Consider the following 17,674-nt stretch of genomic DNA (forward strand, 5'->3'; position numbering starts at 1 on the left):
CACCCCCGGCCCCCCCCCCCCGCGTTTTGTCTTTTGGGGGCGTCCGTGGGGGGGGCCCCCCCCCCCACTTCTGCTGTCTCGGGCGCTTCGTCAGCCGGCGGGGTCAGGCTCGAGGGTCGCGTTGTGGCGGCGGTTGGTGGCGATCAGCTCGTCGAGCATGTCGCGGGTCCGGAGCAGGTCCTCGATGTGCGCGCTGAGCCGGTCGCGCTCGCCGACCATCATCTCGAAGGCCGACTCGGAGGTGTCGGCGCTCGGCCGGTCGACGCAGGGAAGGACCTCGCCGATCGTACGGCTCGAGAGTCCGCCCGCGTAGAGCCGCTGGAGCAGGATCACCCGGTCGACGGCTGCCTCGGGGTAGTGCCGCTGGCCGCTGCTACTGCGCTCGGACTCGAGCAGTCCCTGCTCCTCGTAGTAGCGCAGCGAGCGGACGCTCACGCCCGCCCGCCGCGCGAGCTCGCCGATCCGCATCGAACTCCTCCTGGGGTGATCTCCGGCACAAGACTTGCCTCTGACGTCAATGTCAGGTTCTAGCGTACGTGGCGAACCACTGCCACTCCCAAGGAGCTCACCTGTGACCAGCCTCTTCGACCGCCACCAACTCGGCCCGCTCACGCTGCCGAACCGGATCGTGATGGCGCCGATGACTCGCGCCCGAGGCACCGCCGACGGTCTGGCGACGCCGTCGATGGCGACGTACTTCGCTCAGCGGGCCACCGCCGGCATGCTCGTCTCCGACGGGATCGCCCCCAACCGCGTCGGCACCTCGAACCCCAACACCGCAGGATTGCGTACGGAGGAGGAGGCCGCCTCCTGGCGGCAGGTCACCGACGCGGTCCACATCAACGGTGGCCGGATCTTCGCCCAGCTCATGCACGGCGGCCGGGTCTCGCACGAGTCGATCTCCGGCCTCCGGCCGGTGGCCCCGTCAGCCGTCGCCGTGGGGGCCGACGTCTTCACGCCGACCGGGCCCCAGCCCGCGCCGGTGCCGCGTGCCCTGGAGACCGCAGAGATCGCGGAGCAGGCCGGGTCCTACGCCGAGGCCGCCCGCCGGGCGGTCGGCGCCGGGTTCGACGGGGTCGAGCTGCACGGGGCCAACGGTTACCTGATCAGCCAGTTCCTCTCGACCAACGCCAACCTCCGCACCGACTGCTACGGCGGCACGGTGGCAAACCGCATCCGGTTCGCCGTCGAGGCCGTCGAGGCGACGGTGGATGCCGTCGGCGGCGACCGCACCGGCATCCGGCTCTCGCCCGGCGCCGGGCTCTGGGACGTCACCGAAGCCGATCATGCCCAGCTCTACGGGGCTCTGGTCACCGGGCTCAACCGGCTCGGGCTGGCGTACGTCCACATCGAGGCCACCACCGACGAGGCGACCATGCTCGACCTGCGCGAGCGGTGGGACGGAACCATGATCGTCAACCCCAGCTCCTGGCTGACCCGCGGTGAGGCGCCGTTCGGAGCCAGGCCGACCGACCTGGCCTCCGCGGACCGCTGGCTGGGTCTGGGCGCCGACCTGGTGAGCTTCGGCCGGGCCTACCTCGCCAATCCGGACCTCGTCGAGCGCCTTCGCCGTCGGCTTCCTCTCGCCGAGGCCGACCCGGCGACCTACTACGCCGGTGGTGACGCCGGCTTCCTGGACCTCCCCGACTCCCACCAGGTCGCCTGACTCACCTCGATCGAGTCCGCGCGAAAGGACGCCGAATCCGTAGGTGTGGGCGACGAAAGTGGACCTTCGTCGCCCACACCTACGGTCTCGTCCGGAAAACCTGAGGATTCGTCGGTGTCGTTGTCGTAGGTTGGGGGTTACCCGACCAACGATCCAGCAACGCGATTCAGGGAGAGCGATGACGAACGACGATCTCAAAGCCAAGATGCGCGAGGCGCTGGAGAAGAAGAACAACCACGACCACGCCCGCGCCGAGAGCGCGGGGGCCAAGGAGAAGGCGCACGGCTCCGAGGTCGTCGGTGGCGCACCGAAGATGCACCGCCGAAAGGCTGGCGGCGGCGGGTCCTGACGCTACGATGCCCCCTCGGGGGTGTCGGGTCGGTCTGGTCGAGAGGTAACGAGAAGTTGGCGCGCCGCGTAATGCTCCATGTCGGGGCGATGAAGTCGGGGACGACCTATCTGCAGGGTGCCCTGTACAAGAACAAGGCTCTCCTGGCGGAGCGTGGGTTCTTGGTCCCTGGCGCGCGCTGGCGCCACCAGATCGAGGCCGTTCTCGACGTGAAGGGCCGCCGGACGCACCCGCAGGGGGACTCGGTCGCCGGTGCCTGGGACCGCATGGTCGCCGAGGTCGACCAGTGGGACGGCACCGCGCTGATCTCCGTCGAGCTGCTCGCGCCGGTCGGTCCCGAGACGGTCGAGCGGGTGGCGACGAGCTTCAAGGGCGTGACCCCCGAGATCGTGCTCTCGCTGCGTGACATCAACCGGCAGATCCCGTCGATGTGGCAGGAGCTCGTCCAGAACGGCATGGACTGGACCTGGGCTGAGTTCCTCACCGCGGTCAACAGGAGCCGTCCCGGCTCTCCCGAGCGCCGCCACTCCAAGCCCGGCAAGCGGTTCTGGGCCGAGCAGGACATGGTCGCCGTCGCCCGACGCTGGCGCCACGCCGGACCCCTTCACCTGGTCACCGTGCCGCCTCCGGGCAGCCCGGCGACCCTGCTGCTGGAGCGTTTCGGCGCGGCGATGGGCTTCGATCCCGAGGGGATGAAGAGCCCGCCGCCGAAGAACACCTCCCTCGGCTCGGCGACCGTCGAGGTGCTGCGCGGCCTCAACACCGAGCTGGACCGGCGTGGCCTGGCCTACCCGGCGGCGATGGCACTGCGCAAGCACGTCCTCGGCAAGCGTCTGATGCCGGCGCTGACGGTCGACGACCCGCGCATCGGGCTCCAGGCACCGCGCTGGACGTCTTCGTTCACCCGCGACGAGGCAGCGGAGCTGCGCGGCCTGGACGCGACCATCCACGGGGATCTCGATGACCTGGCCCCTGTGGACGTACGCGGGATCGACCCGCGCAAGGTCACCGACAAGCAGGTTCGAGACGCCGCGGTCGCTTCCTATGCGGCGCTGCGTACGGACCTCGACAAGAAGCTCGCCGACCCGACGATTCCTGGTGAGACCATCGACCCGGGGGAGGGCCGTAAAGCCCCGGCGCGCGCCGTCTCCGCCCTGGCCGACCTCGTTGAGTGGTCCGTTCGGCGAGAGGAGCTGGTCCGCACGTAGGGCCTCAACACATTCGGGGGAATTCATTGTCAAGCAGTTGGAGCCTGCGCCGTCGTCGCAGACTCGCCGATGAGGCGCACGGCACGTCGTCTGCCGCGCCGCCACGGATCGCGGTGCTCACGATCGCGCGCGACGAGGGTGAGATGCTCGCCCGCTGGGTCGACCACTACGGCCGAGCCGCGGGTCACGAGAACCTGATCGTCTTCGACGACGGTTCGACCGACGGTTCGACCGACGAGCTCTCGTGCACGGTCCAGCGGCTGCCGGGCTTCCGGAAGGGCAACTTCGAGGCCGGCCGGATGGGCCTGGCCAGCGGGGTCGCCCACGGTCTCCTGGGGATCTACGACGTGGTCATCTTCACCGACGTCGACGAGTTCCTCGTTCCGGACCCGGCGAAATACGCCAACCTGTCCGACTACCTGATCCGGCGTCCCGAGCGGGTGATCGCCCCGTTCGCCCTCAACATCGTCCACCACACCGCGGTCGAGGGAGCGCTGGTCAGCGGCAAGCCGATCCTCGGCCAGCGGTCGTACGCCCAGTTCGCGCCGTTGATGTGCAAGCCGTCGGTCAAGCGGGTTCCGGCCGCCTGGACGCTCGCCTCCCACGGGATCAAGGCGCCGTACGTGCCCGATCCCGGTCTGTTCATGCTCCACATGAAGTTCGCCGACGTGGATCTGCTGCGACGGCAGGCAGATCGTCGCAACGAGCTCGCCAGGTCGGTGGGGCGCGGCAAGGGCAGCTCGTGGGGACGCTCCGGCGACGATCTCGCCGGCCTGCTGACCGCCGCGACCGCCTCTGCGAGCGCCGATGTCCAGGAGTTCGACCCGGCCTCGGTCCTGCCGGCCAGGCTCGTCCGGGAGGAGGACGGAGTGCACCGCGCCGTCGGCCCGGGCCACATCGACAACCTCCGCAACCAGCCGCTGTTACGCATCCCGGAACGCCTCCACGGGATCGTCTGAACTAGGTTACCGTCCGGTACATCCACCGACGAGAGGCCGCAGATGAGCAAGACGAACCCGGGCAACTTCTTCGAGGACTTCCAGGTCGGCCAGGTCATCGAGCACGCCACGCCGCGCACCGTGACCGAGGGCGACCGGGCTGCGTACGGGTCGCTTTACCCGACCCGCTTCGCGGTGCCCTCGAGCGCAGCCTTCGCGGCCTCCGTCGGGTTGGGCGTGCACCCGGTGGAGGAGCTCATCGGCTTCCACATCGCCTTCGGCAAGACCGTCCCGGACGTGTCGCTGAACGCGGTCGCCAACCTCGGCTACGCCGAGTGCCGCTTCCACCAGCCGGTGGTGCCGGGGGACACGCTCTCGACGAAGTCCGAGGTCATCGGCCTCAAGCAGAACTCCAACGGCAAGTCCGGCGTCGTCTACGTACGCTCGACCGCCACCAACCAGCGCGGCGAGGTCGCCATCGACTGGGCGCGCTGGGTGATGGTCCACAAGCGCGACCAGGCGGCCGCGGCGCCCGAGACCGTGATCCCGGAGCTGGCGAAGGCGGTCGACGCCAAGAACCTCATCGTGCCCCAGGGCCTGGACTTCTCCGCCTACGACTTCACCGCCGCCGGTGAGCCGCACCGGCTGGCCGACTACGAGGTCGGCGAGAAGATCGATCACGTCGACGGGGTCACCCTCACCGAGTCCGAGCACCAGCAGGCCACCCGGCTGTGGCAGAACACCGCGAAGGTGCACTTCAACGTCGAGGCACGGCCCGACGGCCGCAACCTCGTCTACGGCGGCCACATCATCTCGCTGGCCCGGGCGCTGTCGTTCAACGGCCTCGCCAACGCCCAGCTGATCGCCGCGATCAACGCCGGCGCCCACACCTCTCCGGCCTTCGCGGGCGACACCGTCTACGCCTGGTCGGAGGTGCTCGACCGGGTCGAGACCGACGCCCCCGGGGTCGGCGCGCTCCGGCTGAGGCTGGTCGCCACCAAGGGCCGCGACGAGTCGATGACGCTGCGCGGCGAGGACGGCAAGTACGCCCCCGGCGTGCTGCTCGACCTCGACTACTGGGCGCTCATCCCCGTGTAAGGACGTACGACATGTCAACCCACACCGTCTCGGGCTCCGCTTCGACACGCAAAAAGGCTCTCTTCGTCTCCGGCTCCGCACAGGGCATCGGCAAGGCGATCGTCGAGAAGTTCGCGGCGCAGGGCTGGTTCGTCGGAATCTACGACATCGACGTCGAGCTCGCCCGGGATGTCGCGGCGATCCTCGGCAGCGACAACGCCATCGGTGGCACGCTCGACGTCACCGACCCCGCCTCCTGGAAGGCGGCTCTGGAGGAGTTCGCCACCGCTGCCGGCGGTCGCCTCGACCTGCTGGTCAACAACGCGGGCATCCTGCGTGCCGGCCGCCTGGCCGACGTCGACCTGGCCCAGCACCATCAGACCATCGAGATCAACGTCAACGGCGTGATCAACGGCTGCCACACGGCGTACCCGTATCTGCGGGCGACGCCCGGCTCGGGCGTCATCAACGTCTGCAGCGCGAGCGCCATCTACGGGCAACCGGAGATCGCCTCCTACAGCGCGTCGAAGTACGCCGTGCGCGGACTCACCGAGGCGCTGGAGCTGGAGTGGCGGAAGGAGGGCATCCGGGTGCAGGCGGTGTGGCCGCTGTGGGTGAAGACCGCGCTGCTCGACGGCAACGCCGCCTCGTCCCACCAGACCCTGGGAATCCGGCTCACCGTCGAGGACGTCGCCGACCAGGTCTGGGAGATGGCGCAGCCCCGCAAGGGCCTGTTCCGGCTGCCGAAGGTGCACACGACGGTCGGGTTCCCCGCCAGGGCCCTCTCGACCGCCGCCGACCTCGCGCCCAACGTGTTCGTTCGCGAGGTCAACCGGTTCATCACTCGGGCCTGAGGATTCGGCGGCGCCGATGGCTGGTTGGATGGGGGCATGGCCCTCTACCTCGTCAGGCACGGCACCACCGAGTGGTCCCTCAACGGCCGGCACACCTCCCACACCGACCTTCCCCTCCTGGCCGAGGGCGAGGAGGCGGCCAAGCTGCTCGCGTCCCGGCTTCAGGACCAGAAGTACGCCGCGGTGTTGACCTCCCCGCGACAGCGGGCGCTGCGTACGGCCGAGCTCGCCGGCTTCCCCGACGCGGTCGTCACCGATGACCTGGTCGAGTGGGACTACGGCGACTACGAGGGCATCACCACCGACGAGATCCATCGCACCGACCCCGGCTGGAGCCTGTGGACGGCCGCGACGCCCGGGGGAGAGACGGCGGCCGCGGTCCAGGAGAGGCTGGGCCGGGTCGTCTCGGCCGCCCGCGAGCGCGACGGTGACACCCTGGTCTTCTCCCACGGACACGCCCTGTGCGCCCTGGCAGCGGTGTGGCTGGGGCTCCCGGTCACCGATGGACGACTCTTCCGGCTGGACACCGCGACCGTCTCGATGCTGGACGCCTACCACGGGCAGCCGGTCGTCAAGAGCTGGAACACGTAATCACCACTCGGTCGCTGCGAAACAAGCGGCAGACGCTCGACCGAACGGCTTGACCAGACGGATGGCACGGGTCACCGTTATGGGGTGGCTCTCGCGGTTGGCTGTCCACGCTGCGCGACGCCGGTGGCGAGCATCGGCGCCGGCGGCAGCAGGTCGTGTCCTGAGCACGGTGTCGTGACACCGGTGTGGCGTTCGGACGGGGCCTCCTACGAGGACCTCGTGCAGGTCCTCTCGCTGGCTGGGGACGTGCCCACCTACGTTCCCTGGCCGGTCGACTCGGGCTGGTCGATCGCCGACCTCGCCGTGGTCGGCGACGAGGCCAAGGGCTCGGCGACGCTGCTCACGGTGACGGGGGTGACCCCGGACGACGGACCGGTCGAGATGACCGTCGTCACCGAGGAGGCCGGGGTCGGGCTGGGCGCGCGGTGCGCGCGTACGGAAGGACCGGACCCCGGCATCGACGCCTGCGCCGGCCCGCCCACGACACGGGTCCGTGTCGGCGGGCAGCTGGTGCCGCTGTGGCCGATCACCCAGTGGACCAACGGCGCCGAGGAGTGGGAACGGTCGGTGGTCGTCGGCGAGGCCGCCGGTCGCTGGCTGTGGCTGGTCTTCCGCCCGGCCACGGCGATGTTGATGCTCCAGGACGGCTGGCACCTGCGCCAGGTCGGCGACCTGGGCGTACAGATGGTCGAGCTGCCCTTCGGCGGACCCGGCGGGTCTTGGTGGAGCTCGCCGTAGAGGTGTCTCTGCCCGCGAAACCTCTAGGATGTGCGAGTGCGCATCGACCTCCATACTCACTCGCGGGTGAGCGACGGGACCGATTCGCCCACTGAGCTGGTCCAGGCGGCGAAGGCCGAAGGGCTCGATGTCGTCGCGATCACCGACCACGACACCGCCGACAGCTGGGACGAGGCGGCCTCGGCGGCCGCCGAGGCCGGGATCGACCTGGTGCGTGGCATGGAGATCAGCACCATCCACGCCGGGCACGGTGTCCATCTGCTGGCCTACCTTCCCGACCGGACCTACCCGCCGCTGGTCGAGGAGCTCGCTCGCGTGCTCGTCGGGCGTGACGGACGGCTGCCGCTGATGCTGGACCGGCTGGCGCGACTCGGCATCGAGGTGTCCGTCGAGGACGTCGCGGCCGTCTCCGGTGATGCGGCCGCCTCGGGGCGCCCGCACCTGGCCGACGCGCTCGTCGCCAAGGGGTACGTGGGCAGTCGCGACGAGGCGTTCAACCGCTACCTCGGCGCCGGCAAACCTGCGTACGTCAACCGCTACGCGGCCCCGCTCGAGCCGATGATCCGCACCGTCGCCGCCGCCGGCGGAGTCACCGTGATCGCCCACCCCTGGGGCCGGTCCGGCCGAGAGCAGCCCGACGAGGCGACGCTCTCCGCACTGGTCGACGCGGGCCTGTCCGGGCTCGAGGTCGACCACCAGGACCACAGCCCGGAAGTGCGCGAGAAACTGCGGGTGATCGCCCGCAACCTCGACCTCGTGGTGACCGGATCCAGCGATTACCACGGCACCGGGAAGGTGGGTCACCATCTGGGAGTGAACACCACCGCACCCGCCGAGTACGAGCGGCTCCTGGAGCGCGCGGCCGCAGCCGCGGCCGCCTCCGGACGAGCCACCCCCGGGGTCGTACGTTGACCGAGATCTTCGTCTCCACGTTCGTGACGCTCTTCGTGATCATGGACCCGGTCGGCACCATCCCGGTCTTCCTCTCGCTGACCGCCGGTCAGTCACCGGGCAAGCAGCGTCGGGCGGCGGTACTCGCGGTCGCCGTCTCCTTCCTGGTGATCACGATCTTCGCGCTGTTCGGACAGGCGATCCTGCACTATCTGCACATCTCCCTCGAGGCGCTGCAGTGCGCCGGCGGCCTGCTTCTGCTGCTGGTCGCCCTCGAGCTGCTCACCGACAACTTCGACGACCCGGTGGCCGCGGCGGGTGCCAACGTGGCGATGGTGCCGCTCGGCACCCCGCTCCTGGCCGGCCCGGGTGCCATCGTCGCCACGATGGTCTTCACCCAGGACGTCGACTCCGTCGCGGACGGCTTCGGGCTCGGCCTCGGTCTTGTCGTCGTGCACATCACCCTGCTGCTCGGGATGATCTTCTCCGTCCCGATCCTCAAGGTCCTCAAGGAGTCCGGCGTCCTGCTGATCACCAGGATCGCCGGTCTGCTCCTGTCCGCGATCGCCGTCCAGATGGTCGCCGACGCGGTCACGACCTTCATCGCGAACGCCTGAGACTGGGTGGCTGGTTGGTCTCAGACGTACGCGCCCGTCTACTGGTGAGTAATGGGCGCGAACGTCTGGGACTACCTGCGGCTCGGGAGAAGTGTCGGTGGTCGCGCCCATGATGTGAGGCATGAGTGCTCGGGTGCTGCACTTCCGGCCGCCCGACCTCGTCGGGCGGCCAGGCCTCGCGCGGCCGGTTCCGGTGGACCGAGCGGGGGTGAGCGGGCCGACCCCGAAACAGGCGCGCGGCCGGGCGTGGCGGTCCACGGCCTTCGAAGTTCGTCACGCGCCCTCGCCGGTGGCAGCAGTGCGTTGGCTGGACCTGGTGGCGGCGAGCGATCTGATCTCGCTCGAGGAGATGCGGGCGTACGCGGAGACACTCACCGCGTGGGCGGGCATCGACCACCTCCGGTGGGCTCTTCGGCATGCCGACGAGAACGTCTGGTCCCCGCCGGAGGTCGACCTGCGGCTGACCTGGACGGTCCGGATGGGGCTTGCCGACGTCGTCTGCAACAGGCCGGTGTTCGACCTCGACGGACGCCACATCGGGACCCCTGACGTGCTCGATCTCCGAGCCGGAGTGGTGGGGGAGTACGACGGCGAGCTGCATCTGGCCGGGAAGCAGCGTGCGAAGGACCTGCGGCGGGAGGGTGACTTCAGGCGGGCGGGCCTGGAGTACGTCACGATGGTCGCCTCCGACCGCCACCAGCCCGCCGACTTCATGAGACGGACTCGGGAGGCTCCGGCAGCGCGCCGGTTAGTTTCAGGCGTACGCGCCCATTACCAGCCGGTAGATGGGCGCGAACGTCTGAAACTACTTGCGGCCGAGCGACTGGAACTTCTGGAGGACGCCGGACGGGACCACGCGCGCTGCGGTGGCGAGCGCCTTGTAGCGCTTGCTCGGGATCGAGAAGGTCTTGTCGGCGTCGTAGTCCTCGAGCGCCTCGCGGACCAGATCGTCGACGTCGAGCCACATCCAGGAGGGGGCCGAGTCGTAGCCGGAGCCGAGGCGCTCGTGGAACTCGGTCTTGGTGAAGCCCGGGAGCAGGGCCATCACCTTGATGCCCTGGCCGGCGTACTCGTTGTGGGCCCACTCGGTGAAGGAGTTGATCCAGGCCTTGGCGGCCGAGTAGGTGCCGCGCGGAAGGTAGGAGGCGACGGAGCCGACGTTGATGATGCCGCCGTGGCCGCGGGCGACCTGGGCACCCAGCGCGGCGTGGGACAGGCGCAGCGGGGCGATGACGAGCACCTCCGCCATCGCGGTCTCCTCGTCGGCGGTGTTCTCGAGGAACCGGCGCTTGAGGCCGTGGCCGGCGTTGTTGACCAGCAGGTCGACCGGGCGGTCGGCGTCGGCCAGGCGGGCCTCGACCCTGGCCAGGTCGGCGCTGTCGGTCAGATCGGCGCGGAGGACCTCGACACCGATGCCGTGAGCGTCCGTCAGGGTCTTCGCGACGCCGTCGAGGCGTTCCTCGTCACGGGCGACGAGGACGAGGTTGTGTCCGCGAGCGGCGAGCTGCTGGGCGAAGGCGAGTCCGATGCCGGCGGTTGCGCCGGTGACCAGGGAGGTGGGGTTCGACATGAGGCAATCCTGCCACCACGGGGCGCGATGGTGATCCAGGCGCCGGGCCGTCGGTTCACCCGCGGAATCGCGGTTTCTGTCTGTCGTGTGACAGTTGACTTGCGGTGATGCGAGTTTGGATGATGTCGTCGTGGATTTTACAGGCGGGCTCGGGCGCGTGATGGAGAAGTGAGCGCCGGCGGGCGGCACCGGACGGTGAGATCCCGGCCCCTCCGGCGCACCAAGATGCTCTTCGTCGCATCCTTGCTGACCTCGGCCGGTCTGTACGGCGGGATCGAGATCATCGCCGAGCCGGAGGCCAACGGCCGGCCCAGCGCGGCCGACAGCGGGTTGAAGCTCGGCGCGGACGACGAGGCACGCACCCCAGTCTGGCCGCATGACAGCCAGCGCGAGGCCGCGATCGACCGCCGCGTCGATGCGCGGACGGCCGCCGCGGAGAAGGTGCTCCCGGACGACTCCGGCACCGGGCGCCGAGCGGTCTTCTCGATCAGCCGCCAGCGGGTCTGGATCGTGTCCGCGGCCGATCGGACGCGGCGTACCTATCCGGTCTCGGGCAGCGTCTACGACAACCTCGAGCCCGGCACCTACAAGGTCTTCTCCCGCTCCGAGCACGCGAAGGGGATCGACGACTCGGGCCGGATGAAGTGGTTCGTACGCTTCACCAAGGGCCCCCGCGCCGCGATCGGGTTCCACAACATCCCGGTGGACAAGGGCAAGCGCGTGCAGACCCGCGCCCAGCTCGGCACACCCCTGTCGCACGGGTGCATCCGCCAGGCCGAGCCGGACGCGAAGGCGATGTGGCGCTTCGCCCGGCTCGGCACCAAGGTGGTCGTGATCCCTTAGGCAGGCTCAGGCGTCGGTCTTGGGCGCGGAACCGCCCGAGCCCGAAGACCGGCGGCGACGGCGGCGACGGGGCGCGCCCTCGGACTTGCCCTCGCCCGCGGCGGGCTTCGTGACCCCGGCGGACTCGGCGGCAGCCGGAGCAGCGGACTTGTCGACGACCTGGCCACCGCGGGAACGGGTGCGCTGACGGTCGCGGTTGCGGGGAGCGCGCTCGCGCTTCTCGCCGTCCTTGTCGGAGTCCTTGTCCTTGGGCTTCGCGGGCGCGGCGGCCTTGATCCGGCCCTTGGTGCCCTTCGGGATGCCCATGTCGTGGAGGAAGTGCTCCGAGGAGGAGTAGGTCTCGGCCGGCTCGTCGAAGGGAAGGTCGAGAGCCTTGTTGATCATCTTCCACTTGTGGAGATCGGCCCAGTCGACGAACGTGACCGCGACACCGGAGGCGCCGGCGCGGCCGGTGCGGCCGATGCGGTGGACGTAGGTCTTCTCATCGTCGGGGGTCGTGTAGTTGACCACGTGGGAGACGCCGGTGACGTCGATGCCGCGGGCGGCGACGTCGGTGGCCACCAGGACCTCGACCTTGCCGTCACGGAACTTCTGCATCACCCGCTCGCGGGCGGCCTGCTGCATGTCGCCGTGCAGGGGAGAGGCGAGGAAGCCGCGCTCGGCGAGGTCGTCGGCCACGCGCTGCGCCTGCCGCTTGGTGCGGGCGAAGACGACGACCTTGTCGTGGTCCTCGCACTGCAGCAGACGGCCGATCATCTCGGGCTTGTCGAGGTCGTGGGCCTGGTAGACGAACTGCGCGGTCGCGGGCACCGTCTCGCGCTCGCTGGCGGACTCGGCGCGGATGTTCATCGGGTGGCGCATGTAGGAGCGCGCCAGGGCCACGATCGCACCCGGCATGGTGGCCGAGAAGAGCAGTGTCTGACGAGTCTCCGGGGTGAGGGTGACGAGCTTCTCCACGTCGGGCAGGAACCCGAGGTCGAGCATCTCGTCGGCCTCGTCGAGGACGAGGGCGTGCACGTGGGAGAGGTCGAGGACCTTCCGGTTGGCCAGGTCGATCAGGCGGCCGGGGGTGCCGACCACGATGTCGACGCCCTTCTCCAGCGCGTCGATCTGGGGGTCGTAGCCGGCGCCGCCGTAGACGGTGAGCACGCGGAGGCCGCGGTCCTCGGAGATCAGCGAGATCTCCGCGGAGACCTGCATGGCCAGCTCGCGGGTCGGGGCCACGATCAGCGCCTGGGGCTTGCCCTGCGGGAGGTCGATGTAGTCGCGGTCCTTGGGGGACACGCTGCGCTGCACGACCGGGATGCCGAAGGCCAGCGTCTTGCCGGAGCCGGTCCGGGCCTGGCCGATCAGGTCGGTGCCCTGCAGGGCGACCGAGAGGGTCATCTCCTGGATGGCGAAGGGGGTGGTGATGCCTTTGCGCTCGAGGGGAGCGCAGATCTCGGGATGAACCCCGAGGTCCTTGAACGTTGTCATGATTTCGTCGCTACTCGCTTGTCTCATCGAATGCGGCGAGCGACTCACGGGTGTCTCGAGCTTGCCAAGCGAGTGCCACGCCGCGCACATACGGGATCCGGGCAACCGCGATATGAAGGTGAATATCAGCGGCGCTGGGTCGGTCAAAAGGCATTCTATCGGTAGGGTTCTCCCGTGGTTGCATCGTCAGAGTTCACGGGCCCCCAGGATCCTTTCGGTGATCCTGTTTACAAGGCTGCCGTCATCGACCTTCTCGGAGCGGTCGCCTATGGCGAGGTCTCGGCCGTCGAGCGGCTGACCGACGACGCCAAGATGGCGCCCTCGCTGGAGGACAAGACGGCTCTGCTCGCGATGGCGGCCGCCCAGCACGCCAAGATCCAGCCGGTCCTCGACCGGCTGGTGGAGCTCGGGACCGACCCGTACGCGGCCATGGAGCCGCTACGTGAGGGGTTCGACGAGTTCCACATCCACACCAAGCCCGCGGACTGGTGGGAGTCGCTGGTCAAGGCGTACGTCGGTGACGGGCTCGCCAACGACTTCTACCGTGAGGTCGCCGGCTTCCTGGACGAGGACACCCACAAGCTCGTGGTCACCACCCTCGAGGACGCCGGGCGGGCCGACTTCGTGGTGGACCGGGTGCGGGCCGGCATCGAGGCCGATCACCTCATCGGCGGGCGGCTGGCGCTGTGGGGCCGTCGCCTGATGGGCGAGGCGCTCACCCAGGCCCAGCAGGTCGCGGCCACCCGCGAGGGGCTCAGCGAGCTGATCGCCGGTGGCCACCTCTCGGGTCTCGACCTCGGCACCATCGGCGAGATGCTCACCCGACTCACCCAGCGCCACGTCGAGCGCATGGGCAAGCTCGGGCTCGAGCACTGAGGTTCGTTGAACCCTGACATCCTCTGGACCGGCTGGTCGGGAGCGCAACTCGCCCCCGAAGCCGGTGTGTGGACGTCTCCCGAGGTCAGCCCCGGGTTCAGTTTCGACGAGCTGGTCGCCTCCTGGAACGTGGTGACCCCGCCCGCGAGCTGGGTGGAGGTCGCGGTCCAGGTGGTTGCCGAGTCGGGGGAGCGCAGCAGCTGGCTGGCGCTGGCCCGCTGGTCCTCGGACCCGGCCTTCACCTCCACCTCCGTCGCCGGTCAGGACGACCCGGTGGCGACCGTGGCCGACGACACCGTCCTGGGGCGGGACGAGCACCGGTTCACGGCGTTCTCGTTGCGGCTGAGCCTGCACGGCCCCGGCGGGAGCCTGCCGCGGGCGAGCCTGCTCGGGGCGATGGTCTCGGCCGGTGCCCGGGAGTCGGCACCCGCGCCGGGGGCGGTGGCTCGCGGGACGGTCGTGGGTGGCGTACCCGCCTATTCGCAGCAGCTCCACCGTGACCGCTATCCGCACTGGGACGGTGGCGGGCAGTCCTGGTGCAGCGCCGCCTCGACGGCGATGATCGCCGACTTCTGGGGCGTCGGTCCGACGCCCGCCGAGACGGCCTGGGTGGACTACGAGACCCCCGACCCGCAGGTCCCGTTCACCGTCCGAGAGGTCTACGACGAGTCCTTCGGCGGCACCGGCAACTGGGCGTTCAACACCGCCTATGCGGGCGCTCGAGGGCTCGTCGCGTACGTCACCAGGCTCCGCTCCTTCGCCGAGGCCGCCCGGTTCGTCGAGGCCGGGATCCCGCTCGTGCTGGCCGTCTCGCACCAGGACGGCGAGCTGACCGGCGCCGGGTACGTCACCAACGGCCATCTGCTCGTGCTGACCGGCTTCGACGAGGGTGGCGACCCCGTCGTCCACGACCCCGCCTCCCACCGGATCCTCAGCGATGCCGAGGTGCGGGCGACGTACGACCTCGGCGAGCTCGACCGCGCCTGGGCTCGCTCGGGGCGGATCGTCTACGTCATCCGGCCGCCGCACGTGGTGCCACCGGAGCCCACGGCTCAGCAGAATTGGTAAAGCGGCCCCACCCCCGAGGGGCGGGACCGCTTCGAGTGACCTGGGCGAGGCTCAGGCCTTGGACCTTCCGGTGACTCCCGCGGCCACGACGACCGCGACAGCAGCGACGACGACCTGCCAGAGGTGACGCCACCAGTCGATGCCCTTGGACGTGTTCCACATGTCGTAGTTCGGGTTGCCTTCGACGTTGCCGGCAACACCGAAGATGGCGTAGTAGAGCCAGCCGCCGACGAGCATGCCGACGATTCCGCAGACCACGACGAGCCAGAACGGAATGTTGTCCCGGCTGCCCGGGGCGAGGAACTTGCCGAGGAGCCCGATGATGACGCCACCGACGAGGACGGTGATGATGGTCCCGATCATGCCCAAATCCCTTCAGGTTGTGAGGGCGCCATAAATGCGCCTATCCCTCGATATTGCACCTGTTGAGACGGGAATGCACGGGCAACATGGCCCAAACCGGGAACTTCTCCGCCGGAATCAGGGGCATCCCTGAGTGGGTCGGCCCGGAGTGATTCAGCCGGCGAATCCGACCTTGCCGACCTTGGCCGGGCCGATCTCGATGTAGGCGAGCTTCTCGGTCGGGACGATGACCTTGCGGCCCTTGCTGTCGGTCAATGCGAGCACAGCGCCGCCGCCGAGGGCGTCGGCGATGAGCTTCTCCACCGACTCGCTGGACTCCTCGGTCTCTACGACGAGCTCACGGGCGGCCTGCTGGACGCCGATCTTGACCTCCACGGGTCCTCCTTGCGATGGGTCGATCAATGCTTCGGAATCCTCTCACACAGAAGGTGAGGAACCCCGTCGTTGCGCTACGAGCGGAAAGTTCGGGTGGACTCAGTCGGTCTTCGGGTAGCCGCCGATGCCGCGCCAGGCGAGGCCGGCGACCAGGCGCGCCGCGTCGGCCTGGGAGAGCTCGCCGGTGTTGTGGAGCCAGTAGCGCGCGCTGACCTGGATCTGGCCGACCAGACCCACGGCGAGCAGGTGCGAGGCGGTGGCGGCGAAGCCGGTGTCCTCGGCGATGACCTCCGCGATCACCTCGGCGCACTCGTTGGTGACCCGGTCGACCTGCTCGCGTACGGCGGGGTCGTTGGTCAGGTCGGACTCGAAGACGAGCCGGAAGGCACCGGACTCGGAGGCCACGTAGTCGTAGAAGACCTCGACCGTGCGGGCCACGCGCTCCTTGTTCTCATCCGTCGACGCCAGCGCCTCCCGACAGCGATCGATGATCTCGTTCGCGGACTTCTCCAGCAGGGCCAGGTAGAGGTCGAGCTTGCCGGGGAAGTGCTGGTAGAGAACGGGCTTCGAGACCCCGGCCCTCTCGGCGATGTCGTCCATCGCCGCAGCGTGGAAGCCGTAGGCGACGAAGACCTCGAGGGCGGATTCGAGAAGCTGGGCTCGTCGCTCCGTTCGGGGCAGTCGCGCCCCTCGCGGTCGAGTGGGGTCGAGCTCGGATTGGTGCGTGGTCACCCCAGCAGCCTACCCGCTGGTACTCGGATCGCGGGACGCGTCGTTGTCTCGTCCACGGATGAGGGAACATGGAGATGTGCCTGCGGTGTTCAAGTAGGCATACGTACGTCCGAACTGAGGAGCAGTTGTGTCCCTAGCCCCGCTCGTGGAGCCCGCTGACGAGCTGACGATCGACGAGGTGCGCCGCTACAGCCGCCACCTCATCATCCCCGACGTCGGCATGGCCGGGCAGAAGCGCCTGAAGAACGCCAAGGTGCTGGTCATCGGTGCCGGCGGCCTCGGCTCGCCCGCCTTGCTCTACCTGGCCGCGGCCGGCGTCGGCACCCTCGGCATCGTCGAGTTCGACGAAGTCGACGAGTCCAACCTGCAGCGCCAGATCATCCACAAGCAGTCGACCGTGGGTCAGCCGAAGGCCGAGTCGGCCGCGGAGGCGATCAAGGAGGTCAACCCGTACGTCGACATCGTGCTGCACGACGTGCGGCTCGACAACGACAACGTGCGCGAGATCTTCACCGGCTACGACCTGATCGTCGACGGCACCGACAACTTCGCGACCCGCTACATGGTCAACGACGCGGCGTACTTCCTGGGCATCCCGTACGTCTGGGGCTCGATCTACCGCTTCGACGGCCAGGCCTCGGTGTTCGCGCCGACCCTGACCGACGACGCGCCGTGCTACCGCTGCCTCTACCCGGAGCCCCCGCCCCCGGGCATGGTCCCCTCCTGCGCCGAGGGCGGCGTGCTGGGCGTGCTCTGCGCCTCCATCGGCTCGATCCAGGTCAACGAGGCCATCAAGATGCTGACCGGCATCGGCGAGCCGCTGGTCGGCAAGCTGATGATCTATGACGCACTCGAGATGGAGTACCGCAAGCTGAAGGTCCGCAAGGACCCCAACTGCGCGCTGTGCGGCGAGAACCCGACGGTCACCGACCTGATCGACTACGACGCCTTCTGCGGCGCGATCTCCACCGAGGCTGCCGACGCCGCGGCCGGCTCGACCATCTCGGTCAACCAGCTCTCCGAGATGATCAAGGAGCGCGAGGAGGGCAGCCGCGACTTCGTCCTCGTCGACGTGCGCGAGCCGAACGAGTACGAGATCAACAAGATCCCCGGCGCCGTCCTGATCCCCAAGGGCGAGTTCCTCAACGGCAACGCGATCCCGCAGGTCGCCGAGCTCACCAGCGACGGTGCCAAGCCGCTCGTGTTCCACTGCAAGAGCGGTGTCCGCAGCGCCGAGGTGCTCGCGATCGCCAAGGGCGCCGGCTACGCGGACGCGGTCCACGTCGGTGGCGGCGTGGTGGCCTGGGTCAACCAGATCGACCCGTCGCAGCCTTCCTACTGATCAACGACGGCGCTTACTGAACTGTTGGCCAGCGGTGGCCCCTCTGGGGCCGCCGCTGGCTTTCTTTGAGCGTGGCGAAACCGATAGTTTTACGATCGCA

At 69.3% G+C, this 17,674-nt stretch carries 20 protein-coding genes; 14 read left to right on the plus strand and 6 right to left on the minus strand.

The window, feature by feature from the left end; genetic code table 11:
• Positions 1-90 precede the first annotated feature (90 nt).
• On the minus strand, positions 91-468 hold the full coding sequence (locus ABZ796_RS03530) for a MerR family transcriptional regulator (protein WP_357334683.1): 378 nt from the start codon (positions 466-468) through the stop codon (positions 91-93).
• Between the two features lie 103 nt (positions 469-571).
• Between ABZ796_RS03530 and ABZ796_RS03535 the strand changes: the two genes are divergently transcribed.
• The 10 genes from ABZ796_RS03535 (at position 572) to ABZ796_RS03580 (ending at position 8,929) form a co-directional block, all read left to right on the plus strand.
• On the plus strand, positions 572-1,666 hold the full coding sequence (locus tag ABZ796_RS03535; protein WP_357334685.1) for an alkene reductase: 1,095 nt from the start codon (positions 572-574) through the stop codon (positions 1,664-1,666).
• Positions 1,667-1,844: 178 nt separating this feature from the next.
• Positions 1,845-2,015 (plus strand): DUF5302 domain-containing protein, encoded by a 171-nt coding sequence (locus ABZ796_RS03540; RefSeq protein WP_160027349.1) that lies wholly within the window; start codon positions 1,845-1,847, stop codon positions 2,013-2,015.
• A 56-nt stretch (positions 2,016-2,071) separates the two neighbouring features.
• Positions 2,072-3,223 (plus strand): hypothetical protein, encoded by a 1,152-nt coding sequence (locus ABZ796_RS03545; protein WP_357334687.1) that lies wholly within the window; start codon positions 2,072-2,074, stop codon positions 3,221-3,223.
• Positions 3,224-3,336: 113 nt separating this feature from the next.
• On the plus strand, positions 3,337-4,182 hold the full coding sequence (locus tag ABZ796_RS03550) for a glycosyltransferase family 2 protein (protein WP_357334688.1): 846 nt from the start codon (positions 3,337-3,339) through the stop codon (positions 4,180-4,182).
• Between the two features lie 42 nt (positions 4,183-4,224).
• On the plus strand, positions 4,225-5,259 hold the full coding sequence (locus ABZ796_RS03555; RefSeq protein WP_357334690.1) for a MaoC family dehydratase: 1,035 nt from the start codon (positions 4,225-4,227) through the stop codon (positions 5,257-5,259).
• 11 nt (positions 5,260-5,270) lie between these two features.
• Positions 5,271-6,092, plus strand: a complete 822-nt coding sequence (locus ABZ796_RS03560; RefSeq protein ID WP_357334692.1) for an SDR family oxidoreductase — start codon at positions 5,271-5,273, stop codon at positions 6,090-6,092.
• Positions 6,093-6,128: 36 nt separating this feature from the next.
• On the plus strand, positions 6,129-6,683 hold the full coding sequence (locus ABZ796_RS03565) for a histidine phosphatase family protein (protein WP_357334693.1): 555 nt from the start codon (positions 6,129-6,131) through the stop codon (positions 6,681-6,683).
• An 84-nt stretch (positions 6,684-6,767) separates the two neighbouring features.
• A complete protein-coding gene (locus ABZ796_RS03570) occupies positions 6,768-7,421 on the plus strand; it encodes a DUF6758 family protein (protein WP_357334695.1) in 654 nt (217 codons plus the stop codon).
• Positions 7,422-7,457: 36 nt separating this feature from the next.
• Positions 7,458-8,333 carry a PHP domain-containing protein gene (locus ABZ796_RS03575; protein WP_357334697.1) on the plus strand — a complete coding sequence of 292 codons (876 nt, stop codon included), beginning with the start codon at positions 7,458-7,460 and terminating at the stop codon, positions 8,331-8,333.
• Complete coding sequence (locus ABZ796_RS03580) at positions 8,330-8,929, plus strand: MarC family protein (protein ID WP_357334699.1); 600 nt, start codon at positions 8,330-8,332, stop codon at positions 8,927-8,929. The genes ABZ796_RS03575 and ABZ796_RS03580 overlap by 4 nt, the downstream gene beginning before the upstream one ends.
• Positions 8,930-9,734: 805 nt before the next feature.
• Here ABZ796_RS03580 and ABZ796_RS03585 read toward each other — a convergent pair.
• Positions 9,735-10,499: an SDR family oxidoreductase gene (locus ABZ796_RS03585; RefSeq protein ID WP_357334701.1), complete on the minus strand. Its 765-nt coding sequence runs from the start codon at positions 10,497-10,499 to the stop codon at positions 9,735-9,737.
• Between the two features lie 225 nt (positions 10,500-10,724).
• Between ABZ796_RS03585 and ABZ796_RS03590 the strand changes: the two genes are divergently transcribed.
• On the plus strand, positions 10,725-11,342 hold the full coding sequence (locus ABZ796_RS03590; RefSeq protein ID WP_357334702.1) for a L,D-transpeptidase: 618 nt from the start codon (positions 10,725-10,727) through the stop codon (positions 11,340-11,342).
• 6 nt (positions 11,343-11,348) lie between these two features.
• Here the strand turns inward: ABZ796_RS03590 and ABZ796_RS03595 are convergent, their stop codons facing one another.
• Positions 11,349-12,818: a DEAD/DEAH box helicase gene (locus tag ABZ796_RS03595; RefSeq protein ID WP_357334703.1), complete on the minus strand. Its 1,470-nt coding sequence runs from the start codon at positions 12,816-12,818 to the stop codon at positions 11,349-11,351.
• Positions 12,819-12,992: 174 nt separating this feature from the next.
• Between ABZ796_RS03595 and ABZ796_RS03600 the strand changes: the two genes are divergently transcribed.
• Positions 12,993-13,694 carry a ferritin-like fold-containing protein gene (locus ABZ796_RS03600; protein WP_357334705.1) on the plus strand — a complete coding sequence of 234 codons (702 nt, stop codon included), beginning with the start codon at positions 12,993-12,995 and terminating at the stop codon, positions 13,692-13,694.
• 6 nt (positions 13,695-13,700) lie between these two features.
• Entirely contained in the window at positions 13,701-14,762 is a 1,062-nt protein-coding gene (locus ABZ796_RS03605; RefSeq protein ID WP_357334706.1) for a C39 family peptidase, read from the plus strand.
• Positions 14,763-14,813: 51 nt separating this feature from the next.
• Here the strand turns inward: ABZ796_RS03605 and ABZ796_RS03610 are convergent, their stop codons facing one another.
• The 3 genes from ABZ796_RS03610 to ABZ796_RS03620 all read right to left on the minus strand — a co-directional run bounded on the left by ABZ796_RS03610 (position 14,814) and on the right by ABZ796_RS03620 (position 16,232).
• Positions 14,814-15,125, minus strand: a complete 312-nt coding sequence (locus tag ABZ796_RS03610) for a hypothetical protein (RefSeq protein WP_357334708.1) — start codon at positions 15,123-15,125, stop codon at positions 14,814-14,816.
• A gap of 153 nt (positions 15,126-15,278) precedes the next feature.
• Positions 15,279-15,500 (minus strand): DUF3107 domain-containing protein, encoded by a 222-nt coding sequence (locus ABZ796_RS03615; RefSeq protein ID WP_091052608.1) that lies wholly within the window; start codon positions 15,498-15,500, stop codon positions 15,279-15,281.
• A 99-nt stretch (positions 15,501-15,599) separates the two neighbouring features.
• On the minus strand, positions 15,600-16,232 hold the full coding sequence (locus ABZ796_RS03620; RefSeq protein WP_357334710.1) for a TetR/AcrR family transcriptional regulator: 633 nt from the start codon (positions 16,230-16,232) through the stop codon (positions 15,600-15,602).
• Between the two features lie 127 nt (positions 16,233-16,359).
• Here ABZ796_RS03620 and moeZ point away from each other — a divergent pair, with 127 nt between their 5' ends.
• Positions 16,360-17,574 (plus strand): adenylyltransferase/sulfurtransferase MoeZ, encoded by a 1,215-nt coding sequence (gene moeZ, locus ABZ796_RS03625; protein ID WP_357334712.1) that lies wholly within the window; start codon positions 16,360-16,362, stop codon positions 17,572-17,574.
• The last annotated feature ends 100 nt before the right edge of the window (positions 17,575-17,674 follow it).

The sequence above is a fragment of the Nocardioides sp. NPDC047086 genome, from assembly GCF_040643685.1.
Classification (GTDB): Bacteria; Actinomycetota; Actinomycetes; order Propionibacteriales; family Nocardioidaceae; genus Nocardioides.